Below are 23,370 nucleotides of genomic sequence, written 5' to 3' on the forward strand. Positions count from 1 at the left end.
CGATGACAAAGATTAATGTTCTTATTGTAGACGATTCAGCATTTATGAGGAAGCTTATTTCAAATTTCCTTCAAGAAGATTCAAGAATTAACGTTATCGGAACAGCGAGAAATGGAATCGATGCCCTAAACAAAATTGAAATACTCAACCCAGATGTTATAACTATGGATGTTGAAATGCCTGAAATGAACGGAATTGAAGCATTACAACGGATTATGAATAAACATCCCCGTCCTGTTGTAATGCTTTCAAGCACAACAATAGAAGGAACAGACAAAACATTACTTGCAATACAAAATGGGGCTGTTGATTTTATTCAAAAACCATCAGGACCTATTTCTATTAATCTCCACCTGATAAAAAATGAGATTGTTACAAAAGTACTAAATGCTGGAAAAGTGAACGTAACCTTACTTAAAAGTCCAATAAAAATACAAGAAAAGTCAAATACTAGAATAGTAGAATGTAGTAAAATAGACCTAGAACCAAATAAAAATATGAATAAAATTGTTTGCATAGGTGCTTCAACAGGGGGACCTCGGGCTTTGCAACAGGTGCTCCCACAGTTTCCGAAAAATTATTCAGCACCAATTGTTATTGTTCAGCACATGCCAGCGGGTTTTACTAAATCTTTAGCCAATAGGCTCAACGGTTTATGTAATATTACCGTTAAGGAAGCTGAAGATGGGGAAATGTTAAAGGCTGGGACAGCTTATATTGCACCTGGTGGTTATCATATGAAAATAAAAAAGATTGGCACAATGCTGGCTGTAAATATTGATGAGAGTGAAATACGGAATGGACACAGACCATCTGTTGATGTCCTATTTGAATCAATTAGTGAAATTAAGGGGATTCAAACAATTTCTATTATCATGACAGGAATGGGAACGGACGGTTCAAGTGGATTGATAAAACTAAAACAGACTGGACAAGTTGTTTCGATAGCAGAATCGAAGGAAACTTCAATTGTGTTCGGGATGCCAAAGGCTGCTATTGAAACAAATTTAGTTGATAAAGTTGAAAATTTAGAGGATATAGCGAGGACGGTACTTAGCCTTTCATAAGTAAAGGGGTTTTGATAAATGGAAATGGATCAATATTTAGAGGTATTTATTGAAGAAAGTAAAGAGCATCTCCAGGCATGTAATGAAAATTTGCTAAAGTTGGAAAAAGAGCCTGAAAATATTGCGATTGTCAACGAAATTTTCCGTTCTGCCCATACATTGAAGGGGATGTCAGCTACCATGGGATATGAAGATCTGGCGAGTCTTACGCATCAGATGGAGAATGTTCTAGATGGTATTCGTAATTTGAAAATAAAAGTAACCCTATCTCTCTTGGATGTTGTTTTTAAGTCAGTTGATTATCTAGAGGAAATGATTTTTTCCATTGCTGAGGGTGGTGATGGAAAAAAGGATGTTACAGATGTTGTTTTATCACTTAAAAATGTAGAAAGTGAATATAAAACAGCTGCAGAAGAAACTACTGGTGAACAAAATAATGTTGATGAACCTACTGCATCTATAACTAACTATGATGATTTTGAACTGACGGTTATCCAACAATCAAAAGAACAAGGTTTTAATTGTTATGAAATAACGATTCAACTTCGTGATGACTGTTTATTAAAAGCTGCACGAGTTTTCATGGTGTTTGAGGTTCTTGAACAAGTCGGTGAAATCATTAAGTCATTTCCATCAGTCGGCCAGCTGGAGGAAGAACAATTTGATAGTGAATTTCATGTAACGGTAGTTTCAATGGAAACATCCGAAAATATCGAAAAACAAATAAACAAAGTATCTGAAATAAACAAGGTAATTGTTAATGATTTTTACAATGATTCAAATAAGGCTCAAGTACATGAACAAATACAGGCACAGGCTGAAGTTGCTCCAACACTTGCTCCCCAACAGAAACAAATGAACGATAAAGAGGAAAATTTATCTTCAAAATCGACCAGCAAGTATGTTGGGAATCAAAAAACAATCAGAGTAAATATTGAAAAACTTGATACTCTAATGAACTTATTTGAAGAGCTAGTCATTGATAGAGGGCGCTTAGAACAGCTCTCTCATGAATTGAAACATTCAGAGTTAAACGAAACTGTTGAGAGAATGTCAAGAATATCTGGAGATTTACAAAATATTATTTTGACAATGAGAATGGTTCCAGTTGAGACTGTCTTTAACCGTTTTCCTCGTATGGTTCGTCAATTAGCGAAGGACTTACATAAGAAAATTAATCTTCAAATTATTGGTGCAGAAACGGAACTAGATCGTACTGTAATTGATGAGATTGGTGATCCACTGGTGCATCTATTACGAAATGCACTTGATCATGGTATTGAAACACCAGAAATTAGATTGCAAAATGGAAAAACAGAAGAGGGTACTGTCATTTTACGTGCTTACCATAGCGGAAATCATGTATTTATCGAAATAGAAGACGACGGTGCTGGAATTAGTAGAGAAAAAATTATCCAAAAGGCAGTTAACAAAGGACTGATTGAAGAAAAAACGGTTGAATCTCTAACTGATAGTCAAGTATTTGATTTTATTTTTTCTTCTGGTTTTTCAACTGCTGAACAAATTTCAGACGTATCAGGTCGCGGCGTTGGTCTAGATGTTGTGAAAAATACGATTGAGTCATTAGGTGGGTCAATCACTATTCATTCTGAAATTAGTAGAGGTTCAACATTTTCTATACAGTTACCACTCACTTTATCGATCATCTCTGTAATGCTCGTTACGATTCAGAATGAAAAGTATGCAATCCCACTTTCTTCTATTATTGAAACAGCCATCATTAAGAAAAGTGAAATTCTTTATGCGCACAATCAGGTGGTAATTGATTATAGAGGTAAAGTTGTCCCATTGGTAAACTTGAAAGATATTTTTGAGGTTCCAACAATTACTGAAGATGATGAAGACGTTTCTATTCTAATTGTGAAAAAGGGTGAGAAATCAGCTGGTCTCATCGTTGATACCTTTGTAGGACAACAAGAGATTGTATTAAAATCACTAGGAAACTATTTAACAAATGTATTTGCAATTTCAGGGGCAACAATACTCGGTGATGGTCAAGTTGCCCTCATTATTGATTGTAATGCTTTAATCAAATAGAAATGCATTGATTTTGTAGTTAAGGAGGAAAAAAATGTCTGTACAAGCTACTGTGTTAAAGGTAATTGTTTTTTCACTCGAGGATGAAGAATATGCAATCCCAGTTTCACAGGTACGTTCAATAGAAAAACTGCAACATATAACACGGGTTCCTAGAACAGAGCCATTTGTAAAAGGTGTGATTAATCTAAGAGGGGTTGTTACTCCGATTATTGATTTAAGAACTCGTTTTGGTATAGATGAAACCGAGTATTTGAATAGCACAAGAATAATAATAGTTGCTACAGATGATGTTGAAGTAGGATTAATTGTTGATTCGGCAAATGATGTAATGGATATCCCAGTTGATTCGATTGAACCACCTCCTGAGATTGTTGGCAGTGTAGAGGTCGAATACCTAGAAGGTGTAGCCAAGCTTGATAAAAGATTATTGATCCTATTAAATTTAGAAAAGGTTCTTACCCCCGATATTCGTAAGGGAAAAGAGTAAGGGGCAATCGTATGTCATTTTTTCAACGTATTAATTCTACTCATTTAGATATTTTAAAAGAGATTGGAAATATCGGAGTAGGGCATTCTGCCACTGCTCTTTCAAAGCTTTTAAATCGAAAAATTGATATGCAGGTACCGAATGTAAAAATTGTTACTTTTGATGAAATGATGGATTTTGCCGGTGGGGCAGAAAATGTTGTTGCGGGTATCTTTTTTCGAATTGAAGGAGATATAACGGGAAATATGTTTTTTATTTTACAGCTCCCACAAGCTACAAAACTAATCCAAGATCTCTTAGGCGACGAGAGCTACTCATTTGAAAGTAAACAAAGTGACATGGGGATATCTGCTTTACAAGAAGTCGGAAATATCTTGTTTGGCTCTTATCTTACATCTTTATCCGATTTTACTCAATTAAATTTATATCCTTCAATTCCAGGCTTTTCAATTGATATGGTTGGTGCAATCATTGGATATGGATTAATCGAACTTTCTCAAGTAAGTGATTATGCAATCGTTATCGAAACGGCTATTAGTGAGAATGAAAAACATGAACAAAATAATATTAATGGGCATTTTCTATTATTGCCAGATCCCGATTCTTTTGGAAAAATATTTACTGCATTAGGAGTTCAAACAAATGAATGAACTTAATCAGATTATAAAGGTTGGGATAGCTGATATGAATGTCATATCTACACCAAACTTAATCCGAACATCTGGATTGGGTTCCTGTGTAGGTGTAGTGATTTATGATCAACCAAGAAAGGTAGCAGGACTTGCGCATATCATGTTACCGAGTTCTGGTTCAACAAAAGCCGGGAACATGAATATTGCCAAATATGCCGATACTGCAATTGAGGAGCTAATAAAAAAAGTCATTGAAATTGGCGGTCGAGAACAGAGTTTGAAAGCCAAAATCGCAGGCGGTGCACAAATGTTCCAATTTCAATCTACAAGTGACATTATGCGGATTGGTCCTCGTAACGTTGAAGCAGTTAAAGCAGAGCTAAAACGCTTTAACATTACGATTATTGCATCAGATATAGGTGGAAATAATGGACGAACGATTGAATTTGACCCTGAAACAGCCATCCTCAAGATTCGGACTGTCAATCATGGTATTAAGGAAATATAGAAGGTAAAGATAAAATACATTCAAATAAACAAAAGGAGGAGTAGAATGTCCAGATTATCATCCGCAGATCATCAAGAATATTGGCAGAAATGGACCGACTCACGAGACACTGATGCAGGGGACGCCCTTGTCAGGAAATATATGCCACTCGTTTCATATCATGTACAACGAATCTCTGTCACACTCCCGAAGAGTGTAAATAAAGATGATATAAAAAGTCTTGGGATGATTGGTTTATATGATGCACTGGAAAAATTCGATCCTTCTCGTGATTTGAAATTTGATACATATGCTTCCTTTCGGATTAGAGGTGCAATACTTGACGGACTTAGAAAAGAAGATTGGTTACCAAGAAGTTCAAGAGAAAAAACAAAGAAAGTAGAAACTGCTATTGAAAAGCTAGAACAAAATTTAATGAGAAATGCTACAATTCCTGAAATCGCAGAAGAGGTTGGAATGAGCGAGGATGAAGTTTATCAAACGATTAATGAAGGCTTCTTTGCAAATGTTCTTTCTATGGACGATTACCAACATGATGACGAGAGCAGTGAAAAGTCAGCATTCTCAATTAAGGATCATACTACTTTAACACCAGAAGAACACGTTGTAAAAAAAGAAGTGATCAATCAACTAATTAGTGTAATTCAACAATTGAATGAAAAAGAGCAGCTAATTATTAGTTTGTTTTATAAAGAAGAACTAACATTAACTGAAATTGGACAGGTAATGGGGTTATCGACTTCTAGGATTTCTCAAATTCACTCAAAAGCTCTTTTTAAACTGAAGGATATATTACAAAAACATATCCATTAAGATTACGTATTTAGTAGTTTAAGTACAGCAAAAAGGAGATTTCCATCAACGCATTTCTTAAAAATAGGGAATGGAAGAAGTGAATCAATTGAGTCTAAAATTAATTGAATTACAAGTTGCAATCCCAAAGACACAAGATGTGGGAAAAATTCATGAACAACTAATGATGCGTGGTCAGCACATGCAAGGCCACATTTCTGCAGAAACCGAAAAAATTGAGAAAAGGAACCGTACTATAGTAAACGAGAACAACAAGTCAGAAAATGCACAAATACATAAGGATTCATCATCAAATACATTTTCAACGGAACCACCACATAAGACTCAAAACCCTGAAAAAAAAGAAAAAGAACAACATCCATACAAGGGGAATTTCATTGATTTCGTGGGATAGAGGGAATTAGAATGACAACCATTTTATTCGTAACCTGCTTTGCTTTACTTGCATTAGCTTTTTTTTTAATTATTCTTTTATATTTAAAAATGACTCAATTAAAAGATATTGAAATCAAACAAGAACGCTTACTGAATGAATTTGAAAATGTGATCACTTCGTATGTAATGGAAATCAAAGAGGACAATGAAGTGTTTTTAAATAGAATTCAACAAGTTCAACAAACACCGAACAAGCAAGATATCTCTGAACGAGAGGGAAAAAGTACACAATCGATACAAATAAAAGAAACTGATTTAACAACTGAGGAAATTCAAGATCTTCTACCTGCTTATGCAGGTCAAAACGAAACCGAAAAAAATACTATATTAGAAAGTCAATCTAAACCCCAACAAAGAGGCAATATTGAAATGAATGAAGATTTGCTTGTTAAAGACATTGACCATCTCATCAAACTTGGACTCACATATGAAGATATTGCAAAAAAATTAAATAAAGGTCAAACTGAAATTGAACTTTTACACAAATTTCGTCAAAACTACTAATTTTTCTTGACCAGCAAGTTTTTATTATGATATATTAATTTTTGGTGTTATCACACACGTTCATAGATTTAAGCATTGGTGCTGTTCAAACAGTTTTGCTTAAAGATGATGTGAACGGAGGACAAAAAACCATTAGGAGGATTTATTCATGTCAGTAATTTCTATGAAGCAATTGCTTGAAGCTGGTGTTCACTTCGGTCACCAAACTCGCCGTTGGAACCCAAAAATGAAGCGTTACATCTTTACAGAGCGTAACGGAATCTACATCATCGACCTTCAAAAAACTGTTAAGAAGGTAGAAGAAGCTTATAATTTCGTTAAGGAATTAGCTGGAAACGGTGGAACAATGCTTTTTGTTGGTACAAAAAAGCAAGCTCAAGATTCTGTAAAAGAAGAAGCTGAACGTTCTGGAATGTACTTTGTTAACCAACGCTGGTTAGGTGGTACATTAACAAACTTTGAAACAATTCAAAAGCGTATCAAGCGTCTAAAAGACATCGAAAGAATGCAAGAAGACGGTACTTTTGACGTTTTACCTAAGAAAGAAGTTGTAGGTCTTAAGAAAGAATTAGAACGTCTTGAGAAATTCTTAGGCGGAATTAAAGATATGAAGCAATTACCAGATGCTTTATTCATCATCGACCCTCGTAAAGAGCGTATTGCTGTTGCAGAAGCACATAAATTAAACATCCCAATCGTTGGTATCGTTGATACGAACTGTGATCCAGATGAAATTGATTATGTAATTCCAGCAAACGATGATGCAATTCGCGCGGTTAAGCTTTTAACAGGAAAAATGGCAGACGCTATCCTAGAAGCTAAACAAGGTGAAGAAACATCTGCTTAATGAGCGAAAGGTGATAAGAGGGTTATGCCTTTTATCACCTTTTTTAAGAATTATATATTTTAGCGAATTAAGTCATAATAGAAACAGATTGTCTACACGATGTGTAAATCGTAAAAATCAAATAGTACATAGTGTCAATTAAGGAGGAAAACATAATGGCAGTTACTGCACAAATGGTAAAAGAGCTCCGTGAAAAAACAGGAGCAGGAATGATGGACTGTAAGAAGGCTCTTACAGAAACTGATGGTGATATGGAAAAAGCAATTGATTACCTTCGTGAAAAAGGAATTGCGAAAGCTGCGAAAAAAGGCGACCGCATCGCTGCAGAAGGTTTAACTTCTATTGAAGTTCAAGGTAATGAAGCAGTTATCTTAGAAGTTAACTCTGAAACAGACTTCGTTGCAAAAAATGAAGGTTTCCAAACTTTAGTAAAAGAATTAGCTGCTCATCTATTAGCGAAAAAGCCAGCAAACGTTGAAGAAGCACTAGAACAAAAGATGGACAACGGTGCATCAGTTTCTGAACATGTAAATGCTGCAATCGCAAAAATTGGAGAAAAGCTATCACTTCGTCGTTTTGAAGTTGTAACAAAAGAAGATGGTGATGTATTTGGTGCGTACCTTCACATGGGTGGACGTATCGGTGTTCTAACTGTCCTTGGTGGTACTTCAGATAGCGATGTTGCAAAGGATGTTGCAATGCATGTTGCTGCTGTAAATCCTAAATATGTAACTCGTGATCAAGTTTCTGCTGAAGAAGTTGAGCGTGAGCGTGAAGTGCTAACACAACAAGCATTAAATGAAGGTAAGCCTGAAAATATCGTAGCTAAAATGGTAGAAGGACGTCTTGGTAAGTTCTTCGAAGACATTTGTCTTCTTGATCAAAGTTTTGTTAAAGACCCAGATCAAAAAGTTCGTAAATTTGTCGAGTCTAAAGGTGCTACAGTGAAGAGCTTCGTTCGTTACGAAGTTGGAGAAGGTATCGAGAAGCGTCAAGATAACTTCGCTGAAGAAGTAATGAGCCAAGTGAAGAAGTAAAAAGATAACAGGGAACACATTATGTGTTCCCTCTTTTTGAAATGTCTAGTTTTAGCGTGGCTTTATTTAAACGCTAGTACTTTTCTTTAAAAGATGGAGGTTTTTTATTCGATGAGCGGTGCCAAATATAGACGTGTAGTGTTAAAATTAAGTGGGGAAGCATTAGCGGGTGAACAGGGATTTGGTATAAATCCATCTGTTATCCAGTCTGTTGCAAAACAAGTAAAAGAAATTGCTGAACTTGGAGTAGAAGTTGCTGTAGTAGTAGGTGGCGGAAACATCTGGAGAGGTAAAATTGGTAGTGAAATGGGAATGGACCGTGCAAATGCTGATTACATGGGAATGCTTGCAACAGTGATGAATTCCTTAGCGTTACAAGATAGCCTGGAGAATCAAGGAATCCAAACTCGTGTCCAAACATCAATTGAAATGCGACAAGTTGCAGAACCATACATAAGAAGAAAAGCGATTCGTCATCTTGAGAAGAAGCGAGTTGTCATTTTTGCCGCGGGCACAGGAAATCCTTATTTCTCAACAGATACAACTGCTGCTTTACGTGCTGCGGAAATTGAAGCAGAGGTTATTTTGATGGCTAAAAATAATGTTGATGGTGTGTATAACGCTGATCCATCTATAGATAAAACAGCCGTGAAATATGAATCATTAACCTATCTTGATGTTATTAAAGAAGGGTTAGCTGTGATGGATTCCACTGCCTCTTCACTTTGCATGGACAATGATATTCCGTTAATTGTCTTTTCAATTATGGAAGAAGGAAATATTAAACGTGCCGTACTAGGAGAAAATATCGGAACAATTGTAAGGGGGAAATAACTTTATGGCAAATAACACATTAAATCAAGTAAAAGATAAAATGTCTAAAGCAGTCCAAGCATTGTCTCGTGAACTAGCAACTGTAAGAGCTGGTAGAGCGAATCCAGCAATACTTGATAAAGTTACAGTTGATTACTATGGTGCACCAACACCTCTTAATCAGCTGGCTTCAATCAATGTACCTGAAGCTAGAATGCTTGTTATTCAACCATATGACAAATCAGTATTAGGAGATATGGAAAAAGCGATTCAAAAGGCTGATTTAGGCTTAAACCCAACAAATGATGGCTCGATAATTCGCATTTCAATTCCGCCATTAACTGAAGAAAGACGTCGTGATTTGGTCAAGCTTGTTAAGAAGTATGCAGAAGAGTCAAAAGTTGCGGTTCGAAATGTTCGTCGTGATGGTAATGATGATTTGAAAAAGCTTGAAAAGAATGGTGAGATCACTGAGGATGAATTACGTAGTCTTACAGATGATATTCAAAAATTGACAGATGAATCTATTAACAAAATTGATTCAGTTGCAAAAGAAAAAGAAAAAGAAATCATGGAAGTCTAATCCATTTCAATGTACAATATATTGTAAAAAGACCCTCTTACGTTTACAGGGGGTTTTTTTGTTAATACTGTCTACTAATTAGTTACCTCGAACTAAACAAATGGTAAAATGAGTGAAACTCAATTGAGACGGGTGTTGGAGGACTTGTTCATGTTTGGAAAATTTAAAAAGACAAAAAAGGAGCCAGTTACTATTTCTGAAGAAGAAATAGTCAAAGGGCCAATACCTAACCATATAGCAATTATCATGGACGGAAATGGGAGATGGGCAAAAAAACGGTCATTGCCACGCACTGCTGGTCACCATGAAGGAATGAAAGTAGTAAAGAGAGTAACTAAGCTTGCAAGTAGACTTGGGGTGAAGACTTTAACAGTCTACGCATTTTCAACAGAGAACTGGAAGCGTCCAGAGGATGAGGTTAATTATTTATTAAAACTTCCCCAAGAATTTATGGGCACATTCCTACCAGAGCTTATTGAAGAAAATGTACAGGTTCGAATCATGGGGAATAAAGATGCGATACCTGCACATACTCAAAAAGCGGTCGATAAAGCTGTGAATGAGACGAAGAATAATACAGGCTTAGTATTAAATTTTGCACTTAACTACGGTGGCCGTGCCGATATCCTGGATGCGGTCAATCAAATTCTTTCAGACTATCGTGAGAAAGACCCCCTCCAAAAGATTGATGAAGATCTTTTTAATCAATATTTAATGAGTGCTGGTTTAGAAGATCCAGACTTATTAATTCGTACAAGCGGGGAAATTCGCTTAAGTAATTTTATGCTCTGGCAACTTGCATACACTGAATTTTGGTTCACCGATGTTTTATGGCCTGATTTTAAGGAACATCATTTATTAGAGGCTATTCATGCATTTCAAAAGAGAGGTAGACGATTTGGTGGTATATAATCATTACGACCAAACCGTAATAAAAGGAATGATACAATGAAACAAAGAATAATAACGGCAATAATTGCAGCAGCAGTCTTTCTACCGATAGTTATTTTTGGTGGAGTCCCGTTTACTATTTTAGTCTATTTGATGGGAGCAATTGCTATATTTGAACTTTTACGGATGAAGCAAATTAATATTGCATCAATCCCTGGTGTAATCTCTATTATATTGTTATGGGTTATTTTAGTTCCAAGTCAATATAATGACATTTTTGAGACCCTTCAAATTACGAAGATCGAAATAGTTCTTCTAATTGTTTTATTTATTTTAACCTATACTGTTATTTCAAAAAATAGCTTCAGTTTTGATGATGCTGGCCTTGTGATTCTGTCAGCTCTGTACATAGGATTTGGTTTTTATTATATGATTGAAATAAGAGCGATGGGATTAGCATATATATTTTATGCATTCGTTGTTATTTGGACAACCGATTCAGGGGCCTATTTTGTAGGGAGAAAACTTGGTAAAAATAAGTTGTGGCCAGAAATTAGTCCTAATAAGACCATTGAGGGCTTTGTCGGCGGTATTGTGACTGCTATTGTATTTGCATTCATTTTTAACATGATTACAGATTTATTTGATTCCATCTTATCACTAATTATCGTGACATTGTTTGTGTCTGTTTTTGGACAAATTGGGGATCTAGTAGAATCTGCACTTAAAAGACATTATAATGTGAAAGATTCTGGAACATTACTACCTGGACATGGTGGAATATTAGATAGATTTGACAGTATGATATTCATTCTGCCAATCCTTTATTTCTTAAGTGCAATTATTCAGTAGTGGTTGTTTATTGGGAGTGAGTTTGTGAAAAAAGTAAGTTTATTAGGGGCTACAGGCTCAATTGGGCAGCAAACATTGGATGTAATTGAAAATCATCCTGAAAAACTACAGCTTGTAGCAATGTCAATTGGAGAAAATGTTGCTCTTGGTCGAAAGATTATTAAAAAGTTTTCACCAAAGCTTGTATCTGTAAAGTCTAAAGAAACATGTGAAACATTGAAAAGTGAATTTTCAAGTAATATCCGATTTGTATACGGGGATGAAGGATTAATAGAGGTGGCTACTTACGATGAAGCAACCATAGTCCTAAATTCTGTAGTAGGAAGTGTAGGGCTTTTACCTACATTAAAAGCAATTGAAGCAAAGAAGACGATAGCCCTTGCTAATAAGGAAACATTAGTTACTGCAGGACATCTAGTGATGGATGCAGCACAACAGAATGGGGTTCCAATTTTACCAGTAGACAGTGAACATTCGGCTATTTTTCAGTGTCTTCAAGGCGAAAAAGAAAAAAATATCGAGAAAATCATTCTTACCGCTTCAGGTGGAAGTTTCCGTGACCAAACACGTGAGGAACTTAAGAATGTATCAATTGAAGATGCATTAAATCATCCAAATTGGTCAATGGGTGCTAAAATTACAATAGATTCTGCGACAATGATGAATAAAGGTTTAGAAGTAATTGAAGCTCATTGGTTGTTCAATCTTCCATATGAACAAATTGAGGTCCTTCTTCATAAAGAAAGCATCATTCATTCAATGGTCGAGTTTCATGATAGTAGTGTCATTGCACAACTTGGGACACCAGATATGAGAGTACCCATTCAATATGCCTTTTCATATCCAGACCGTTTCCCAATGGCTGCATTTAAAGAGAGACTGCGACTTTGGGAGATAGGTAAACTACATTTTTCAAAGCCGGATTTTGATCGATTCAGATGTCTTGGATTTGCATTTCATGCCGGAAAAACAGGTGGCACCTTACCTACTGTATTAAATGCCGCAAATGAAGAGGCAGTTTCAGGGTTTTTAAATGGAAAAGTCTCTTTTTTACAAATCGAAGACATCATTGAGGGAGCAATTGAGAAGCATGATACTGTACAGCACCCAAGCTTAGAAATCATCCAAGAGGTAGATCAACAAACACGGGCTTATGTTCGTGGATTAATCGAGAATAAATAAAGATGTAGATACACTTTTTATAGTCAATCTAACAAAAGGTGGTTAAATATGTGGAGACTGTGATAGCCTTTATCATTATATTTGGTGCACTCGTATTTTTTCATGAGTTGGGACATCTCGTTTTAGCAAAGCGAGCAGGAATCCTCTGTCGTGAATTTGCAATAGGGATGGGGCCAAAGGTATTTACCTTTAAAAGAAATGAAACATTGTATACGATTCGTCTCCTTCCTATTGGCGGATATGTTAGAATGGCTGGCGAAGACCCGGAAATGATTGAAATTAAACCCGGCCATAATATCGGGTTGTTATTTGATAATGCTGGAAAAGTAGAGAAAATTATTTTAAATAATAAGGATAAGTATCCAGATTTAAGAGTAATTGAGGTTGAGGAAGCAGATTTAGAGCATAATCTATTTATTGCGGGTTATGAGGATGGAGAGGACGAGGTCTTAAAAAGATTTGAAGTTAGTGAGACTGCGTTTTATGTGGTCGACGGACTAGAAACTCAAATTGCTCCATATAATCGTCAATTCGCTTCCAAGACGCTATTGCAACGGACACTGGCAATTGCTGCGGGTCCGGCAATGAATTTTGTCCTTGCCTTTATCATTTTAATTGCAATTGGTTTATTACAGGGTACGCCTATTGATAAGCCAATTCTCGGAAAGCTAACTGAGGATGGGGCAGCACTTCAAGCAGGTCTCCATGAAGGTGATATTGTTCGTGAGATTGATAATGAACAAGTTTCTACCTGGAATGACATTGTAAATATTATTCGCGCAAATCCGGAAGAAGAAATTGGATTTGTAGTTGAACGTGATGGAGAATTACTGGATATACCTGTAACTCCGAAAGCTCAAAAAATTGAGGACCAAACTATTGGTATCATAGGTGTTTATGGGCCAGTTGAAAAATCAGTACTGCCTTCCTTGAAATATGGGGTTATGGAAACCTTCATGTGGACAAAGGAGATTTTACTTGGACTTGGAAAGCTTATTACTGGTCAGTTCTCGATTGATATGCTTTCTGGACCAGTTGGAATATATGTATCAACCGATACAGTTGTTCAATCTGGAATCTATTATGTAATGAAATGGGCCGCAATTCTAAGTATTAACCTTGGAATCGTGAACCTATTACCATTACCTGCCCTTGATGGAGGGAGACTAGTGTTCTTTGCGTTAGAAGCCGTTCGTGGAAAACCAATTGATAAGCAAAAAGAAGGAATGGTTCATTTTATTGGCTTTGCTTTATTAATGCTTTTAATGTTGGTTGTAACGTGGAACGATATTCAAAGATTCTTTCTATAAAATAAGGTTCAAAAAATCGGATGAAATTGACGCTCGGAATTTTTAGGTTGGTTTGCTTTTTTCGTACCTGAATACGTTCCGGTACACAAAGCTTCACCGCCTTGAACTTCGACGCACAGGATGTGTTAGTGTCGGCTTTGCCACAGGAAGTGGAGTCTTAGCCGATGTGGTCACATTCACCCTCCTTTTGAACATTTATTAAAATAAGCTGAAATTATAATGAGGTGCAAGATATGAAACAAAGTATGATGCTTATACCTACACTACGAGAAGTACCAGCAGATGCCGAAGTCAAGAGCCACCAGCTTTTAATTCGAGCAGGTTTTATTAGACAAAATGCGAGTGGGGTCTATAGTTACCTTCCATTAGCCAAGCGTGTTTTACAAAAAATTGAAACAATCGTCCGTGAGGAAATGGAGCGTGCAGGTGCCGCGGAGCTATTAATGCCTGCATTAACGCCTGCAGAGTTATGGCAGGAATCAGGACGTTGGTATTCTTATGGTCCAGAACTAATGCGCCTACACGATCGTCATGAGCGTGACTTCGTATTAGGACCAACCCATGAAGAAGTTATTACGAGTCTCGTTCGCGATGAAATTAAATCCTATAAGAGACTCCCAATCACCCTTTATCAAATACAAACAAAGTTCCGCGACGAAAAAAGACCACGATTCGGATTATTACGTGGTCGAGAATTTATCATGAAGGATGCATATTCATTCCATGCTGATCAAGAAAGCCTTCACGATATATATGAAAAAATGTATACTGCATACTCTAATATATTCTCTCGTTGTGGCCTGAACTTCCGTGCTGTGATCGCCGATTCCGGTGCTATGGGTGGAAAGGATACCCATGAATTCATGGTGCTTTCAGAAATTGGTGAGGATACAATCGCTTATTCTGATACATCTTCATTTGCAGCTAATATTGAAATGGCACCTGTTGTTATGGAATATTCAAAAAGCAACGAGTCAGTAAAAGAATTAGAAAAAGTAGAAACGGTTGAGAAGAAAACGATTGAAGAGGTTGCTACTTTCCTAAATGTTACAAAGGAAAAATGCATCAAATCACTACTTTTCCAAGTCGATGAAAAATTTGTTCTTGTATTAGCACGTGGGGACCATGAAGTAAACGATATTAAAGTGAAGAACTTACTTGAGGCTACAACTGTCGAGTTAGCAAATCCAGAGGACACCAATCGTATTATGGGCTGCACAGTTGGTTCATTAGGTCCGATTCAAGTATCGGAAGACATCACAGTAATTGCAGACCATGCTGTAGCCTCAGTTGTGAATGGTGTTTGTGGTGCAAATGAAGAGAATTATCATTATATAAATGTAAACCCTGACCGAGATTTTTCAGGTATTCAATATGCAGACCTTCGCTTTATCCAAGAAGGGGACCCATCTCCAGATGGTCAAGGAAAAATAGTATTTGCTGAAGGCATTGAGGTAGGTCATATCTTTAAGCTTGGAACACGTTATAGTGAGGCAATGAATGCAACCTTCCTTGATGAAAATGGAAGATCACAATCAATGATTATGGGTTGCTATGGTATTGGGATTTCCCGGACATTATCTGCAGTAGCAGAGCAATCAAATGATGAAAATGGTCTGATTTGGCCAGCAAATCTTGCACCATTTGATCTACACTTAATCCCTGTCAATATGAAGAACGAAGAACAGAAAGCAATTTCCGAATCTTTATATGTAACGCTTAAGGAAAGCGGCTATGATGTATTATTTGATGACCGTGCCGAACGCCCAGGTGTGAAGTTTGCAGATTCTGATTTAATTGGTCTGCCACTACGTATCACAGTTGGAAAACGTGCGGGCGAGGGAATTGTCGAAGTGAAGGTTCGTAAGACAGGGGAAACATTGGAAATAAATATTGAAAATCTTATCGAGACAATTAACAAATATGTAGTAAAATAAATAGTACAAAAGAAAAGGGTACCCGGGTAGTATGGGGTACCCTAAATATTTGAAATGTGGCAGCGACTTGCCTTGAAACGAGAAATCTGGATACTCCGACAAAGAAGCGTTCTTTTGCTTCTGAAGGAGGAGTTGAAGATTCTCGAGTTTCTAGTCGCTGAAACTAGACATTCTGTCTGAAGAGGGGGAACGAGGATGGAATTAACGCCACAGCAAAAAGAACGGTTTATGGTCTTGCTGCAACAGCTTGAATTAACCGATGATGCAATAGTTGCACACTTTGCAAATGCAGGTATTGAAAAACTTATGATTGATAAAGAGAAGAAGGCATGGCATTTCTTATTTTCTTTTGAAAAAGTAATTCCAGCAGATGTCATGAGGATATTTTCTACTCAACTTCGAACAAAATTCACACATATAGCTTCAGTGACTTTCTCATTACATGTACGATCACAACATGTGACTGAAGAAATGGTACAAGCCTATTGGCCGCTTTGCTTACAAGAATTAGATGGAATCGCACCGCCTATTCTATCTTTATTGCATAATCAACTTCCAACACAACATGGTCTCAAGCTTCATATCAAGACAAGAAATGACACGGAATCAATTGCGATTAAGAAAAAATACGGTCAATTGTTAGGAAATGTCTATCAATCCTACGGTTTTCCTATGTTCACACTTGAAACAGAGATTGAGGCTTCAAATCAAGAGTACGAACAGTTTTTAGAGAAAAAACAACAGGAAGATCAGGAAAGAGCACTATTAGCTGTTGCTGATATGCAAAAGAAAGAGAAGGAAAAGGATCAGAATAATGCTGTTTCTGGACCGATTACAATCGGATATACAATCAAAGATGAAGAAGATTTTAAAGAAATCAGTTCAATTCTTGATGAAGAACGTAGAATTGCGATCCAAGGATATATTTTCTTTGCAGAAACAAAGGAATTGCGAAGTGGAAGAACTCTTCTGACCTTTAAAATTACAGACTATACGGATTCAATACTAGTAAAAGTATTTTCACGTGATAAAGAAGATGTTCATCTTCTACAAGGTATTAAAAAAGGGATGTGGGTCCGCTGTCGTGGAAGTATTCAAAATGATACATTTGTTAGAGATTTAGTGATGCTGGCAAATGATATTAATGAGATACAGCCGATGAACGAAAGAAAAGACACTGCACCAGAAGGAGAAAAACGTGTCGAGTTGCATGCACACTCTCCAATGAGCCAAATGGATGCTGTAACTTCTATTAGTCAATTAGTTGGCCAAGCAAAAAAATGGGGTCATACAGCCATTGCATTGACAGACCATGCGGTAGCTCAATCATTCCCAGAAGCTTATTCTGCAGCAAAGAAAAACGGGATAAAGATGATTTACGGTGTCGAAGCAAATTTAGTAGATGATGGTGTCCCAATTGCATATAATTCACAGCATCGTAATTTAGAAGAGGATACGTATGTCGTATTTGACGTAGAAACGACAGGTTTATCTGCAGTTTATAATACAATTATTGAGTTGGCTGCTGTTAAAGTAAAAAATGGTGAAATCATTGATCGATTTGAATCATTTGCAAATCCTCATCACCGATTGAGTGCAACAACTATTGACTTAACCGGAATTACAGATGATATGGTAAGAACGGCTCCAGAAGTAAGTGAAGTCTTGGTTAAATTCAAGGACTGGTCCGGGGATGCAATATTCGTTGCCCACAATGCCAGCTTTGATATGGGCTTTTTAAATGTTGGCTATAAAAAGGCTGGGCTTGAACAAGCAACAAATCCAGTAATTGATACACTGGAACTCGCCAGATTTTTGTATCCAGAATTAAAAAATCACCGTTTAAATACATTATGTAAGAAGTTTGATATTGAATTAACCCAGCATCACCGCGCAATCTATGATGCAGAAGCAACTGGCTATTTAGTCATGAAATTATTAAAGGATGCAGCAGAGAAAGAGATTCAATATCATGATCAGTTAAATGATTATATGGGTCAAGGTAAAGCGTACCAACGTTCAAGACCTTATCATGCGACTTTGCTAGCACAAAATGATATAGGACTAAAAAACTTATTTAAATTAATTTCAATTTCACATATTAATTATTATTACCGTGTACCAAGGATTCCACGATCTCAGTTGCAAAAATATCGAGAAGGTATTTTAGTCGGCTCTGCCTGTGACAAAGGGGAAGTATTTGAGGGTATGATGCAGAAGTCACCAGAGGAAGTTGAGTCTATCGCTCAATTTTATGACTATCTAGAGGTGCAGCCACCATCAAATTATAAACATTTAGTCGAATTGGATTTAATCCAAAATGAGCGTGAGCTAAAAGACATCCTAAAAAACATTGTTAACCTAGGAGAGAAGTTGAATTTACCAGTTGTTGCTACTGGGAACGTGCATTATTTAAATCCTGAAGACCATATTTATCGCAAAATTTTAGTTCGGTCCCAAGGTGGAGCTAATCCATTAAATCGACATTCATTGCCAGAGGTTCATTTCCGCACAACTAATGAAATGCTGGACTGCTTTTCTTTCCTCGATAAAGAGAAGGCGAAGGAAATTGTCGTAACGAATACACAAAAAGTCGCAGACATGATTGGTGAAGTGAAACCAATTAAGGATGATCTATATACACCTAAAATTGAAGGTGCGGAAGATGAAATTAGGAATATGAGTTATAGTATGGCAAGAAGCATCTATGGTGAAGAATTACCTGAGATTGTAGAAAAAAGATTAGAAAAAGAACTGAAAAGTATTATTGGGCATGGATTCGCAGTAATCTACCTCATTTCTCATAAACTTGTTAAAAAATCACTTGATGATGGATATCTCGTAGGTTCTCGTGGGTCGGTTGGTTCATCATTAGTTGCAACGATGACTGAAATTACAGAGGTAAACCCACTACCGCCACATTATGTATGCCCAGACTGTAAGCATTCAGAGTTCTTTAATGACGGTTCAGTTGGTTCTGGATTTGACCTTCCAGACAAAGAGTGCCCAAATTGCGGGGCAAAGTATAAAAAGGATGGACATGATATCCCGTTTGAAACGTTCCTTGGGTTTAAGGGAGATAAGGTTCCAGATATCGACTTAAACTTCTCTGGTGAATATCAGCCTCGTGCACATAACTATACAAAAGTACTATTTGGTGAAGAATATGTATATCGTGCTGGAACAATCGGTACAGTTGCTGAAAAAACGGCCTATGGCTATGTTAAAGGTTATGCAAATGATCATAATTTGACAATGCGTGGTGCAGAAACCGACCGTTTGGTAGCTGGGTGTACAGGTGTTAAACGAACAACGGGTCAGCATCCAGGAGGTATTATCGTTGTCCCGGACTACATGGATATCTTTGACTTTTCACCTATTCAATTTCCGGCTGATGATACAAGTTCTGAGTGGAAAACCACACATTTTGATTTCCACTCTATCCATGACAATGTACTAAAACTTGATATACTCGGACACGATGATCCGACAGTCATTCGTATGCTTCAGGACTTGAGCGGAATTGATCCAAAAACCATTCCAACCGATGATCCTGAGGTAATGAAAATTTTCAGTGGTACTGAGTCTCTAGGCGTAACCGAAGAGCAAATTATGTGTAAAACGGGTACTCTTGGAATTCCAGAATTTGGGACACGTTTTGTTCGTCAAATGCTTGAGGATACAAAGCCGACTACTTTCTCAGAATTAGTTCAGATTTCAGGACTTTCACATGGTACAGATGTATGGTTGGGTAATGCACAGGAGCTTATCCATAATAATATTTGTACATTAAGTGAAGTTATAGGTTGTCGTGACGATATAATGGTTTATCTCATATATAAGGGACTAGATCCTTCCCTAGCGTTTAAAATTATGGAATCTGTTCGTAAGGGTAAAGGGTTAACGGACGAATTTATTGAAGAAATGAAAAAGAATGATGTTCCTGATTGGTATATTGACTCATGTTTAAAAATTAAATACATGTTCCCAAAGGCCCACGCCGCCGCATATGTTTTAATGGCTGTAAGGATTGCATATTTTAAGGTTCATTTACCTTTGCTTTACTATGCAGCATATTTTACAGTTCGTGCAGATGATTTTGATATAGAAGCAATGGTTCGCGGTTCTAGTACAATTCGTGCAAAAATGGAGGAAATCAATGCCAAAGGGTTAGAAGCTTCAACAAAAGAAAAGAACTTATTAACAGTTTTAGAGTTAGCTCTAGAAATGTGTGAGCGCGGATTTGCTTTTAATAAGATTGATTTATACCGTTCAAGTGCATCAGAATTTATAATAGATGGAGATGCCTTGATTCCACCGTTCAATTCGATTCCTGGACTAGGAACAAACGCTGCAATCAATATTGTTAAAGCAAGAGAACAAGGTGAATTTTTATCAAAAGAAGACTTACAGAAGCGTGGTAAAGTATCTAAAACAATTATGGAATATCTTGAAAACCATGGTTGCCTTGAAGATATGCCAGAACAAAATCAATTATCCTTGTTCTAATTGTTAGATGTCTAGCTCAAGACGCCATCGGCTCGAGGTCATAAGTCAATCGCTTCTGAAGGTAAAGAGCACCTTCTGCCAGCGCTCGTCTTATGCTTGTCGCCTAAAGCAGAGCGCCTTTCGCCTTTCTATGCACTTTTATTTGCATATAAATAGCGATTATGTTATAGTTTTTATGGAAATGCTATGTATATTACTGGTAAAAGAGTGGGGCTTCCCACTCTTTATTCTTTGGCTGAGGCTAAAAATTGTGTAACAACGTTTATTTAGATGGAACTTCACTATATTTTCCAACTGCCTCCCTGCTATTATAGCAGGGTGTTTTTACACTACTTAGGAAATACTATGAATAAAACAAAGGAATTCCTTATTGGAAGTTCAAAAAGTCCGGTGAAAATGACGCAATTCGGGAACTTCGACTAACTACCGACACGTCCTGTGTCGAACGTCGAAGTCACCACATCATGTGGAAGCTCGTTGGCTTGCTTATCCGTTCCTCACGTATTAATTGCATACGTTCCGGTACTCTAAGCTGCGCCGCTTCGAAACTTTCGACGCACAGGATGTGCTAGTGTCGACAATGCCACAGGACGTGGCGTTTTGTCGACGCGGTCCTTTTCATCCTCGTTTTTGAACATGTATTTTCAGCTTAGGAGGAAAAACATGAGTAAAAAGGTAACACAAATAGTGGAAGAATTAGTGATACCTATTGTAACTGATTTACAGATGGAACTTGTTGATGTTGAGTATGTAAAGGAAGGGAAAGACTGGTTTCTACGTGTCTTTATCGACTCCGAAAAAGGGGTAGATATTGAAGATTGTGGATTAGTTAGTGAAAAATTAAGTGAAAAGCTTGATGAAGTAGATCCCATTCCGTATAACTATTTTCTAGAAGTTTCTAGCCCTGGTGCTGAACGCCCGTTGAAAAAGAACAGTGACTTTGAAAAGGCAATCGGAAAACAAGTGTATGTGAAAACATACGAACCAATCGACGGTGAAAAGATTTTTGAAGGAGAGCTTACTTCATTCGATGGAAAGCTAGTAACAATCAATGTAATGGTCAAAACACGCAAAAAATCTGTAGAAATTCCGTATGAAAAAATTGCAAATGCAAGACTTGCTGTTACTTTTCATTAATAGGTTTGAGATAATAAAGGGGGATTAGGAAACTAATGAGTAGTGAATTATTAGATGCCTTAACATTGCTCGAGAAAGAAAAAGGCATTAGCAAAGATATTATTATCGAGGCAATTGAGGCAGCACTTATTTCTGCATATAAGCGGAATTTTAACCAGGCTCAGAATGTTAGAGTAGATTTGAACTTAGCAAACGGTTCTATGCGTGTGTTTGCTAGAAAAGATGTAGTAGATGAAGTGTTTGACCCTAGACTAGAAATTTCCATTGAAGAGGCAAGAACCATCAACCCTAATTACCAAGTCGAGGACGTTGTCGAAATTGAAGTAACACCAAAAGACTTCGGAAGAATTGCTGCTCAAACTGCTAAGCAAGTTGTTACTCAACGTGTACGTGAAGCAGAAAGAGGAGTTATTTACTCAGAATTCATTGACCGTGAAGAAGACATCATGACAGGGATTGTTCAGCGTCTAGATTCTAAGTTTATCTATGTTGGCTTAGGGAAAATTGAGGCATTGCTTCCATTAAATGAACAAATGCCTAATGAACAATATAAGCCTCATGACAGAATAAAAGTCTACATAACAAAGGTTGAAAGAACGACAAAAGGTCCACAAATCTTTGTTTCTAGAACACATCCTGGATTATTAAAACGTCTTTTCGAAATCGAGGTTCCTGAAATCTATGACGGAACTGTTGAAATTAAATCAGTTGCCAGAGAAGCTGGAGATCGTTCGAAGATTTCTGTTCACTCTGATAATCCAGAAGTAGATCCAGTAGGTTCTTGTGTTGGTCCTAAGGGTCAACGCGTTCAAGCGATTGTGAATGAACTTAAAGGTGAAAAAATCGATATTGTAAAATGGTCAGATGATCCAGTTGTTTTTGTAGCAAACGCTCTAAGCCCATCTAAAGTACTTGACGTTATTGTGAATGAAGAAGAAAAAGCAACAACAGTTGTTGTTCCTGACTATCAATTATCATTAGCAATCGGTAAGCGTGGGCAAAACGCTCGTTTAGCAGCAAAATTTACTGGTTGGAAAATTGATATTAAGAGTCAAACAGATGCAGAGCAAGCGGGGATTTACCCTAGAGAAGGCTTTGGTTTATTTGACGACGATCACGAAGATGAACATGAGGAAGAAGCATTCGATTTGCAGTCTGAAGAAATCGAGTGAGGTGAAGAAAATTGGTAGGAAATAAAAAAATACCATTACGTAAATGTATTGCCAGTGGTGAAATGAAGCCGAAAAAGGAACTTGTACGAATTGTACGTTCCAAAGAGGGTGAAGTTTCCATTGACCTTACTGGGAAAAAGTCTGGCCGCGGTGCATACCTAAGTAAAGATAAAGAATGTATCTTACTAGCGAAGAAAAAGAACATTCTTGCTGGTCAGCTGAAAGCCACAATTGATGATTCAATTTATGAAGAATTACTCCAACTAGTAGATAAGGAGAAGCCTTCATAAATGGAAAATAAGGAATGGTTTTCATTATTAGGTCTTGCCAATCGAGCAAGAAAGGTCATTTCAGGTGAAGAACTCGTCGTGAAAGAAATTCGCAATGGAAACGCAAAACTTGTTCTCTTATCTGAAGATGCATCAGCAAACACTACAAAAAAAATTACGGATAAAAGCACGTATTATCAGGTTCAACTTCGTACTGTAAGCGATCGGTATACACTAGGACATGCGATTGGTAAGGATGCCCGAGTAGTTGTCGCGATAACGGAGAGTGGGTTTGCAAAAAAAATTAGTCACTTGCTCGATTAA

At 37.0% G+C, this 23,370-nt stretch carries 22 protein-coding genes; all 22 read left to right on the top strand.

The window, feature by feature from the left end; all coding sequences use genetic code 11:
- Positions 1–2: 2 nt before the first annotated feature.
- Positions 3–1,067: a protein-glutamate methylesterase/protein-glutamine glutaminase gene (locus ACR65M_RS09830; protein ID WP_440273226.1), complete on the top strand. Its 1,065-nt coding sequence runs from the start codon at positions 3–5 to the stop codon at positions 1,065–1,067.
- 18 nt (positions 1,068–1,085) lie between these two features.
- Positions 1,086–3,125, top strand: a complete 2,040-nt coding sequence (locus ACR65M_RS09835; RefSeq protein WP_440273227.1) for a chemotaxis protein CheW — start codon at positions 1,086–1,088, stop codon at positions 3,123–3,125.
- Between the two features lie 34 nt (positions 3,126–3,159).
- Positions 3,160–3,615 (top strand): chemotaxis protein CheW, encoded by a 456-nt coding sequence (locus tag ACR65M_RS09840; RefSeq protein WP_440273228.1) that lies wholly within the window; start codon positions 3,160–3,162, stop codon positions 3,613–3,615.
- Positions 3,616–3,626: 11 nt separating this feature from the next.
- Positions 3,627–4,265, top strand: coding sequence for a chemotaxis protein CheC (locus ACR65M_RS09845; RefSeq protein ID WP_341331879.1), 639 nt, complete (start codon positions 3,627–3,629; stop codon positions 4,263–4,265).
- Positions 4,258–4,755, top strand: coding sequence for a chemotaxis protein CheD (locus ACR65M_RS09850; RefSeq protein ID WP_341331878.1), 498 nt, complete (start codon positions 4,258–4,260; stop codon positions 4,753–4,755). Before ACR65M_RS09845 ends, ACR65M_RS09850 begins: the two co-directional genes overlap by 8 nt.
- Before the next feature lie 45 nt (positions 4,756–4,800).
- The gene (locus tag ACR65M_RS09855; RefSeq protein WP_341331877.1) at positions 4,801–5,568 is read left to right on the top strand and encodes a FliA/WhiG family RNA polymerase sigma factor; all 768 of its coding nucleotides are present in this window, start codon (positions 4,801–4,803) and stop codon (positions 5,566–5,568) included.
- Between the two features lie 70 nt (positions 5,569–5,638).
- Positions 5,639–5,962: a hypothetical protein gene (locus ACR65M_RS09860; RefSeq protein WP_440273229.1), complete on the top strand. Its 324-nt coding sequence runs from the start codon at positions 5,639–5,641 to the stop codon at positions 5,960–5,962.
- Positions 5,963–5,973: 11 nt separating this feature from the next.
- The gene (locus ACR65M_RS09865) at positions 5,974–6,507 is read left to right on the top strand and encodes a hypothetical protein (RefSeq protein ID WP_341331875.1); all 534 of its coding nucleotides are present in this window, start codon (positions 5,974–5,976) and stop codon (positions 6,505–6,507) included.
- Positions 6,508–6,655: 148 nt separating this feature from the next.
- Entirely contained in the window at positions 6,656–7,354 is a 699-nt protein-coding gene (rpsB, locus tag ACR65M_RS09870; RefSeq protein ID WP_099352445.1) for a 30S ribosomal protein S2, read from the top strand.
- Between the two features lie 155 nt (positions 7,355–7,509).
- Positions 7,510–8,391 (top strand): translation elongation factor Ts, encoded by an 882-nt coding sequence (gene tsf, locus ACR65M_RS09875; protein WP_341331874.1) that lies wholly within the window; start codon positions 7,510–7,512, stop codon positions 8,389–8,391.
- Positions 8,392–8,502: 111 nt separating this feature from the next.
- Positions 8,503–9,225 (top strand): UMP kinase, encoded by a 723-nt coding sequence (pyrH, locus tag ACR65M_RS09880; RefSeq protein WP_341331873.1) that lies wholly within the window; start codon positions 8,503–8,505, stop codon positions 9,223–9,225.
- 4 nt (positions 9,226–9,229) lie between these two features.
- On the top strand, positions 9,230–9,787 hold the full coding sequence (gene frr / locus ACR65M_RS09885) for a ribosome recycling factor (RefSeq protein WP_121446602.1): 558 nt from the start codon (positions 9,230–9,232) through the stop codon (positions 9,785–9,787).
- A 150-nt stretch (positions 9,788–9,937) separates the two neighbouring features.
- On the top strand, positions 9,938–10,699 hold the full coding sequence (gene uppS / locus ACR65M_RS09890; RefSeq protein ID WP_341331872.1) for an undecaprenyl pyrophosphate synthase: 762 nt from the start codon (positions 9,938–9,940) through the stop codon (positions 10,697–10,699).
- A 36-nt stretch (positions 10,700–10,735) separates the two neighbouring features.
- Complete coding sequence (locus ACR65M_RS09895) at positions 10,736–11,530, top strand: phosphatidate cytidylyltransferase (RefSeq protein ID WP_341331871.1); 795 nt, start codon at positions 10,736–10,738, stop codon at positions 11,528–11,530.
- A gap of 24 nt (positions 11,531–11,554) precedes the next feature.
- Positions 11,555–12,712: a 1-deoxy-D-xylulose-5-phosphate reductoisomerase gene (locus tag ACR65M_RS09900; protein ID WP_341331870.1), complete on the top strand. Its 1,158-nt coding sequence runs from the start codon at positions 11,555–11,557 to the stop codon at positions 12,710–12,712.
- A gap of 50 nt (positions 12,713–12,762) precedes the next feature.
- The gene (gene rseP / locus ACR65M_RS09905; RefSeq protein ID WP_341331869.1) at positions 12,763–14,022 is read left to right on the top strand and encodes an RIP metalloprotease RseP; all 1,260 of its coding nucleotides are present in this window, start codon (positions 12,763–12,765) and stop codon (positions 14,020–14,022) included.
- A 233-nt stretch (positions 14,023–14,255) separates the two neighbouring features.
- Complete coding sequence (locus tag ACR65M_RS09910) at positions 14,256–15,959, top strand: proline--tRNA ligase (protein ID WP_341331868.1); 1,704 nt, start codon at positions 14,256–14,258, stop codon at positions 15,957–15,959.
- A gap of 195 nt (positions 15,960–16,154) precedes the next feature.
- Complete coding sequence (locus tag ACR65M_RS09915; RefSeq protein ID WP_341331867.1) at positions 16,155–20,468, top strand: PolC-type DNA polymerase III; 4,314 nt, start codon at positions 16,155–16,157, stop codon at positions 20,466–20,468.
- Positions 20,469–21,131: 663 nt separating this feature from the next.
- Positions 21,132–21,605: a ribosome maturation factor RimP gene (gene rimP, locus ACR65M_RS09920; RefSeq protein WP_440273230.1), complete on the top strand. Its 474-nt coding sequence runs from the start codon at positions 21,132–21,134 to the stop codon at positions 21,603–21,605.
- Positions 21,606–21,640: 35 nt separating this feature from the next.
- On the top strand, positions 21,641–22,777 hold the full coding sequence (nusA, locus tag ACR65M_RS09925) for a transcription termination factor NusA (RefSeq protein WP_440273231.1): 1,137 nt from the start codon (positions 21,641–21,643) through the stop codon (positions 22,775–22,777).
- A gap of 11 nt (positions 22,778–22,788) precedes the next feature.
- Positions 22,789–23,067, top strand: coding sequence for an RNase P modulator RnpM (gene rnpM / locus ACR65M_RS09930; protein WP_121446611.1), 279 nt, complete (start codon positions 22,789–22,791; stop codon positions 23,065–23,067).
- Positions 23,068–23,370 carry a YlxQ family RNA-binding protein gene (locus tag ACR65M_RS09935; RefSeq protein WP_099352458.1) on the top strand — a complete coding sequence of 101 codons (303 nt, stop codon included), beginning with the start codon at positions 23,068–23,070 and terminating at the stop codon, positions 23,368–23,370. It abuts the gene before it with no gap.

It is taken from the genome of Ferdinandcohnia sp. SAFN-114, assembly GCF_059415045.1.

Excerpts from the sequence above, each read along its gene's own strand:
- ACR65M_RS09865 (WP_341331875.1), top strand. The coding sequence starts at position 5,974 with ATGACAACCATTTTATTCGTAACCTGCTTTGCTTTACTTGCATTAGCT.
- rpsB (WP_099352445.1), top strand. The coding sequence starts at position 6,656 with ATGTCAGTAATTTCTATGAAGCAATTGCTTGAAGCTGGTGTTCACTTC.
- ACR65M_RS09855 (WP_341331877.1), top strand. The coding sequence starts at position 4,801 with ATGTCCAGATTATCATCCGCAGATCATCAAGAATATTGGCAGAAATGG.
- uppS (WP_341331872.1), top strand. The coding sequence starts at position 9,938 with ATGTTTGGAAAATTTAAAAAGACAAAAAAGGAGCCAGTTACTATTTCT.
- ACR65M_RS09860 (WP_440273229.1), top strand. The coding sequence starts at position 5,639 with ATGGAAGAAGTGAATCAATTGAGTCTAAAATTAATTGAATTACAAGTT.
- ACR65M_RS09845 (WP_341331879.1), top strand. The coding sequence starts at position 3,627 with ATGTCATTTTTTCAACGTATTAATTCTACTCATTTAGATATTTTAAAA.
- tsf (WP_341331874.1), top strand. The coding sequence starts at position 7,510 with ATGGCAGTTACTGCACAAATGGTAAAAGAGCTCCGTGAAAAAACAGGA.
- ACR65M_RS09935 (WP_099352458.1), top strand. The coding sequence starts at position 23,068 with ATGGAAAATAAGGAATGGTTTTCATTATTAGGTCTTGCCAATCGAGCA.
- ACR65M_RS09840 (WP_440273228.1), top strand. The coding sequence starts at position 3,160 with ATGTCTGTACAAGCTACTGTGTTAAAGGTAATTGTTTTTTCACTCGAG.
- frr (WP_121446602.1), top strand. The coding sequence starts at position 9,230 with ATGGCAAATAACACATTAAATCAAGTAAAAGATAAAATGTCTAAAGCA.
- ACR65M_RS09850 (WP_341331878.1), top strand. The coding sequence starts at position 4,258 with ATGAATGAACTTAATCAGATTATAAAGGTTGGGATAGCTGATATGAAT.
- rimP (WP_440273230.1), top strand. The coding sequence starts at position 21,132 with ATGAGTAAAAAGGTAACACAAATAGTGGAAGAATTAGTGATACCTATT.
- ACR65M_RS09915 (WP_341331867.1), top strand. The coding sequence starts at position 16,155 with ATGGAATTAACGCCACAGCAAAAAGAACGGTTTATGGTCTTGCTGCAA.
- pyrH (WP_341331873.1), top strand. The coding sequence starts at position 8,503 with ATGAGCGGTGCCAAATATAGACGTGTAGTGTTAAAATTAAGTGGGGAA.
- ACR65M_RS09910 (WP_341331868.1), top strand. The coding sequence starts at position 14,256 with ATGAAACAAAGTATGATGCTTATACCTACACTACGAGAAGTACCAGCA.
- nusA (WP_440273231.1), top strand. The coding sequence starts at position 21,641 with ATGAGTAGTGAATTATTAGATGCCTTAACATTGCTCGAGAAAGAAAAA.
- ACR65M_RS09830 (WP_440273226.1), top strand. The coding sequence starts at position 3 with ATGACAAAGATTAATGTTCTTATTGTAGACGATTCAGCATTTATGAGG.
- ACR65M_RS09895 (WP_341331871.1), top strand. The coding sequence starts at position 10,736 with ATGAAACAAAGAATAATAACGGCAATAATTGCAGCAGCAGTCTTTCTA.
- ACR65M_RS09835 (WP_440273227.1), top strand. The coding sequence starts at position 1,086 with ATGGAAATGGATCAATATTTAGAGGTATTTATTGAAGAAAGTAAAGAG.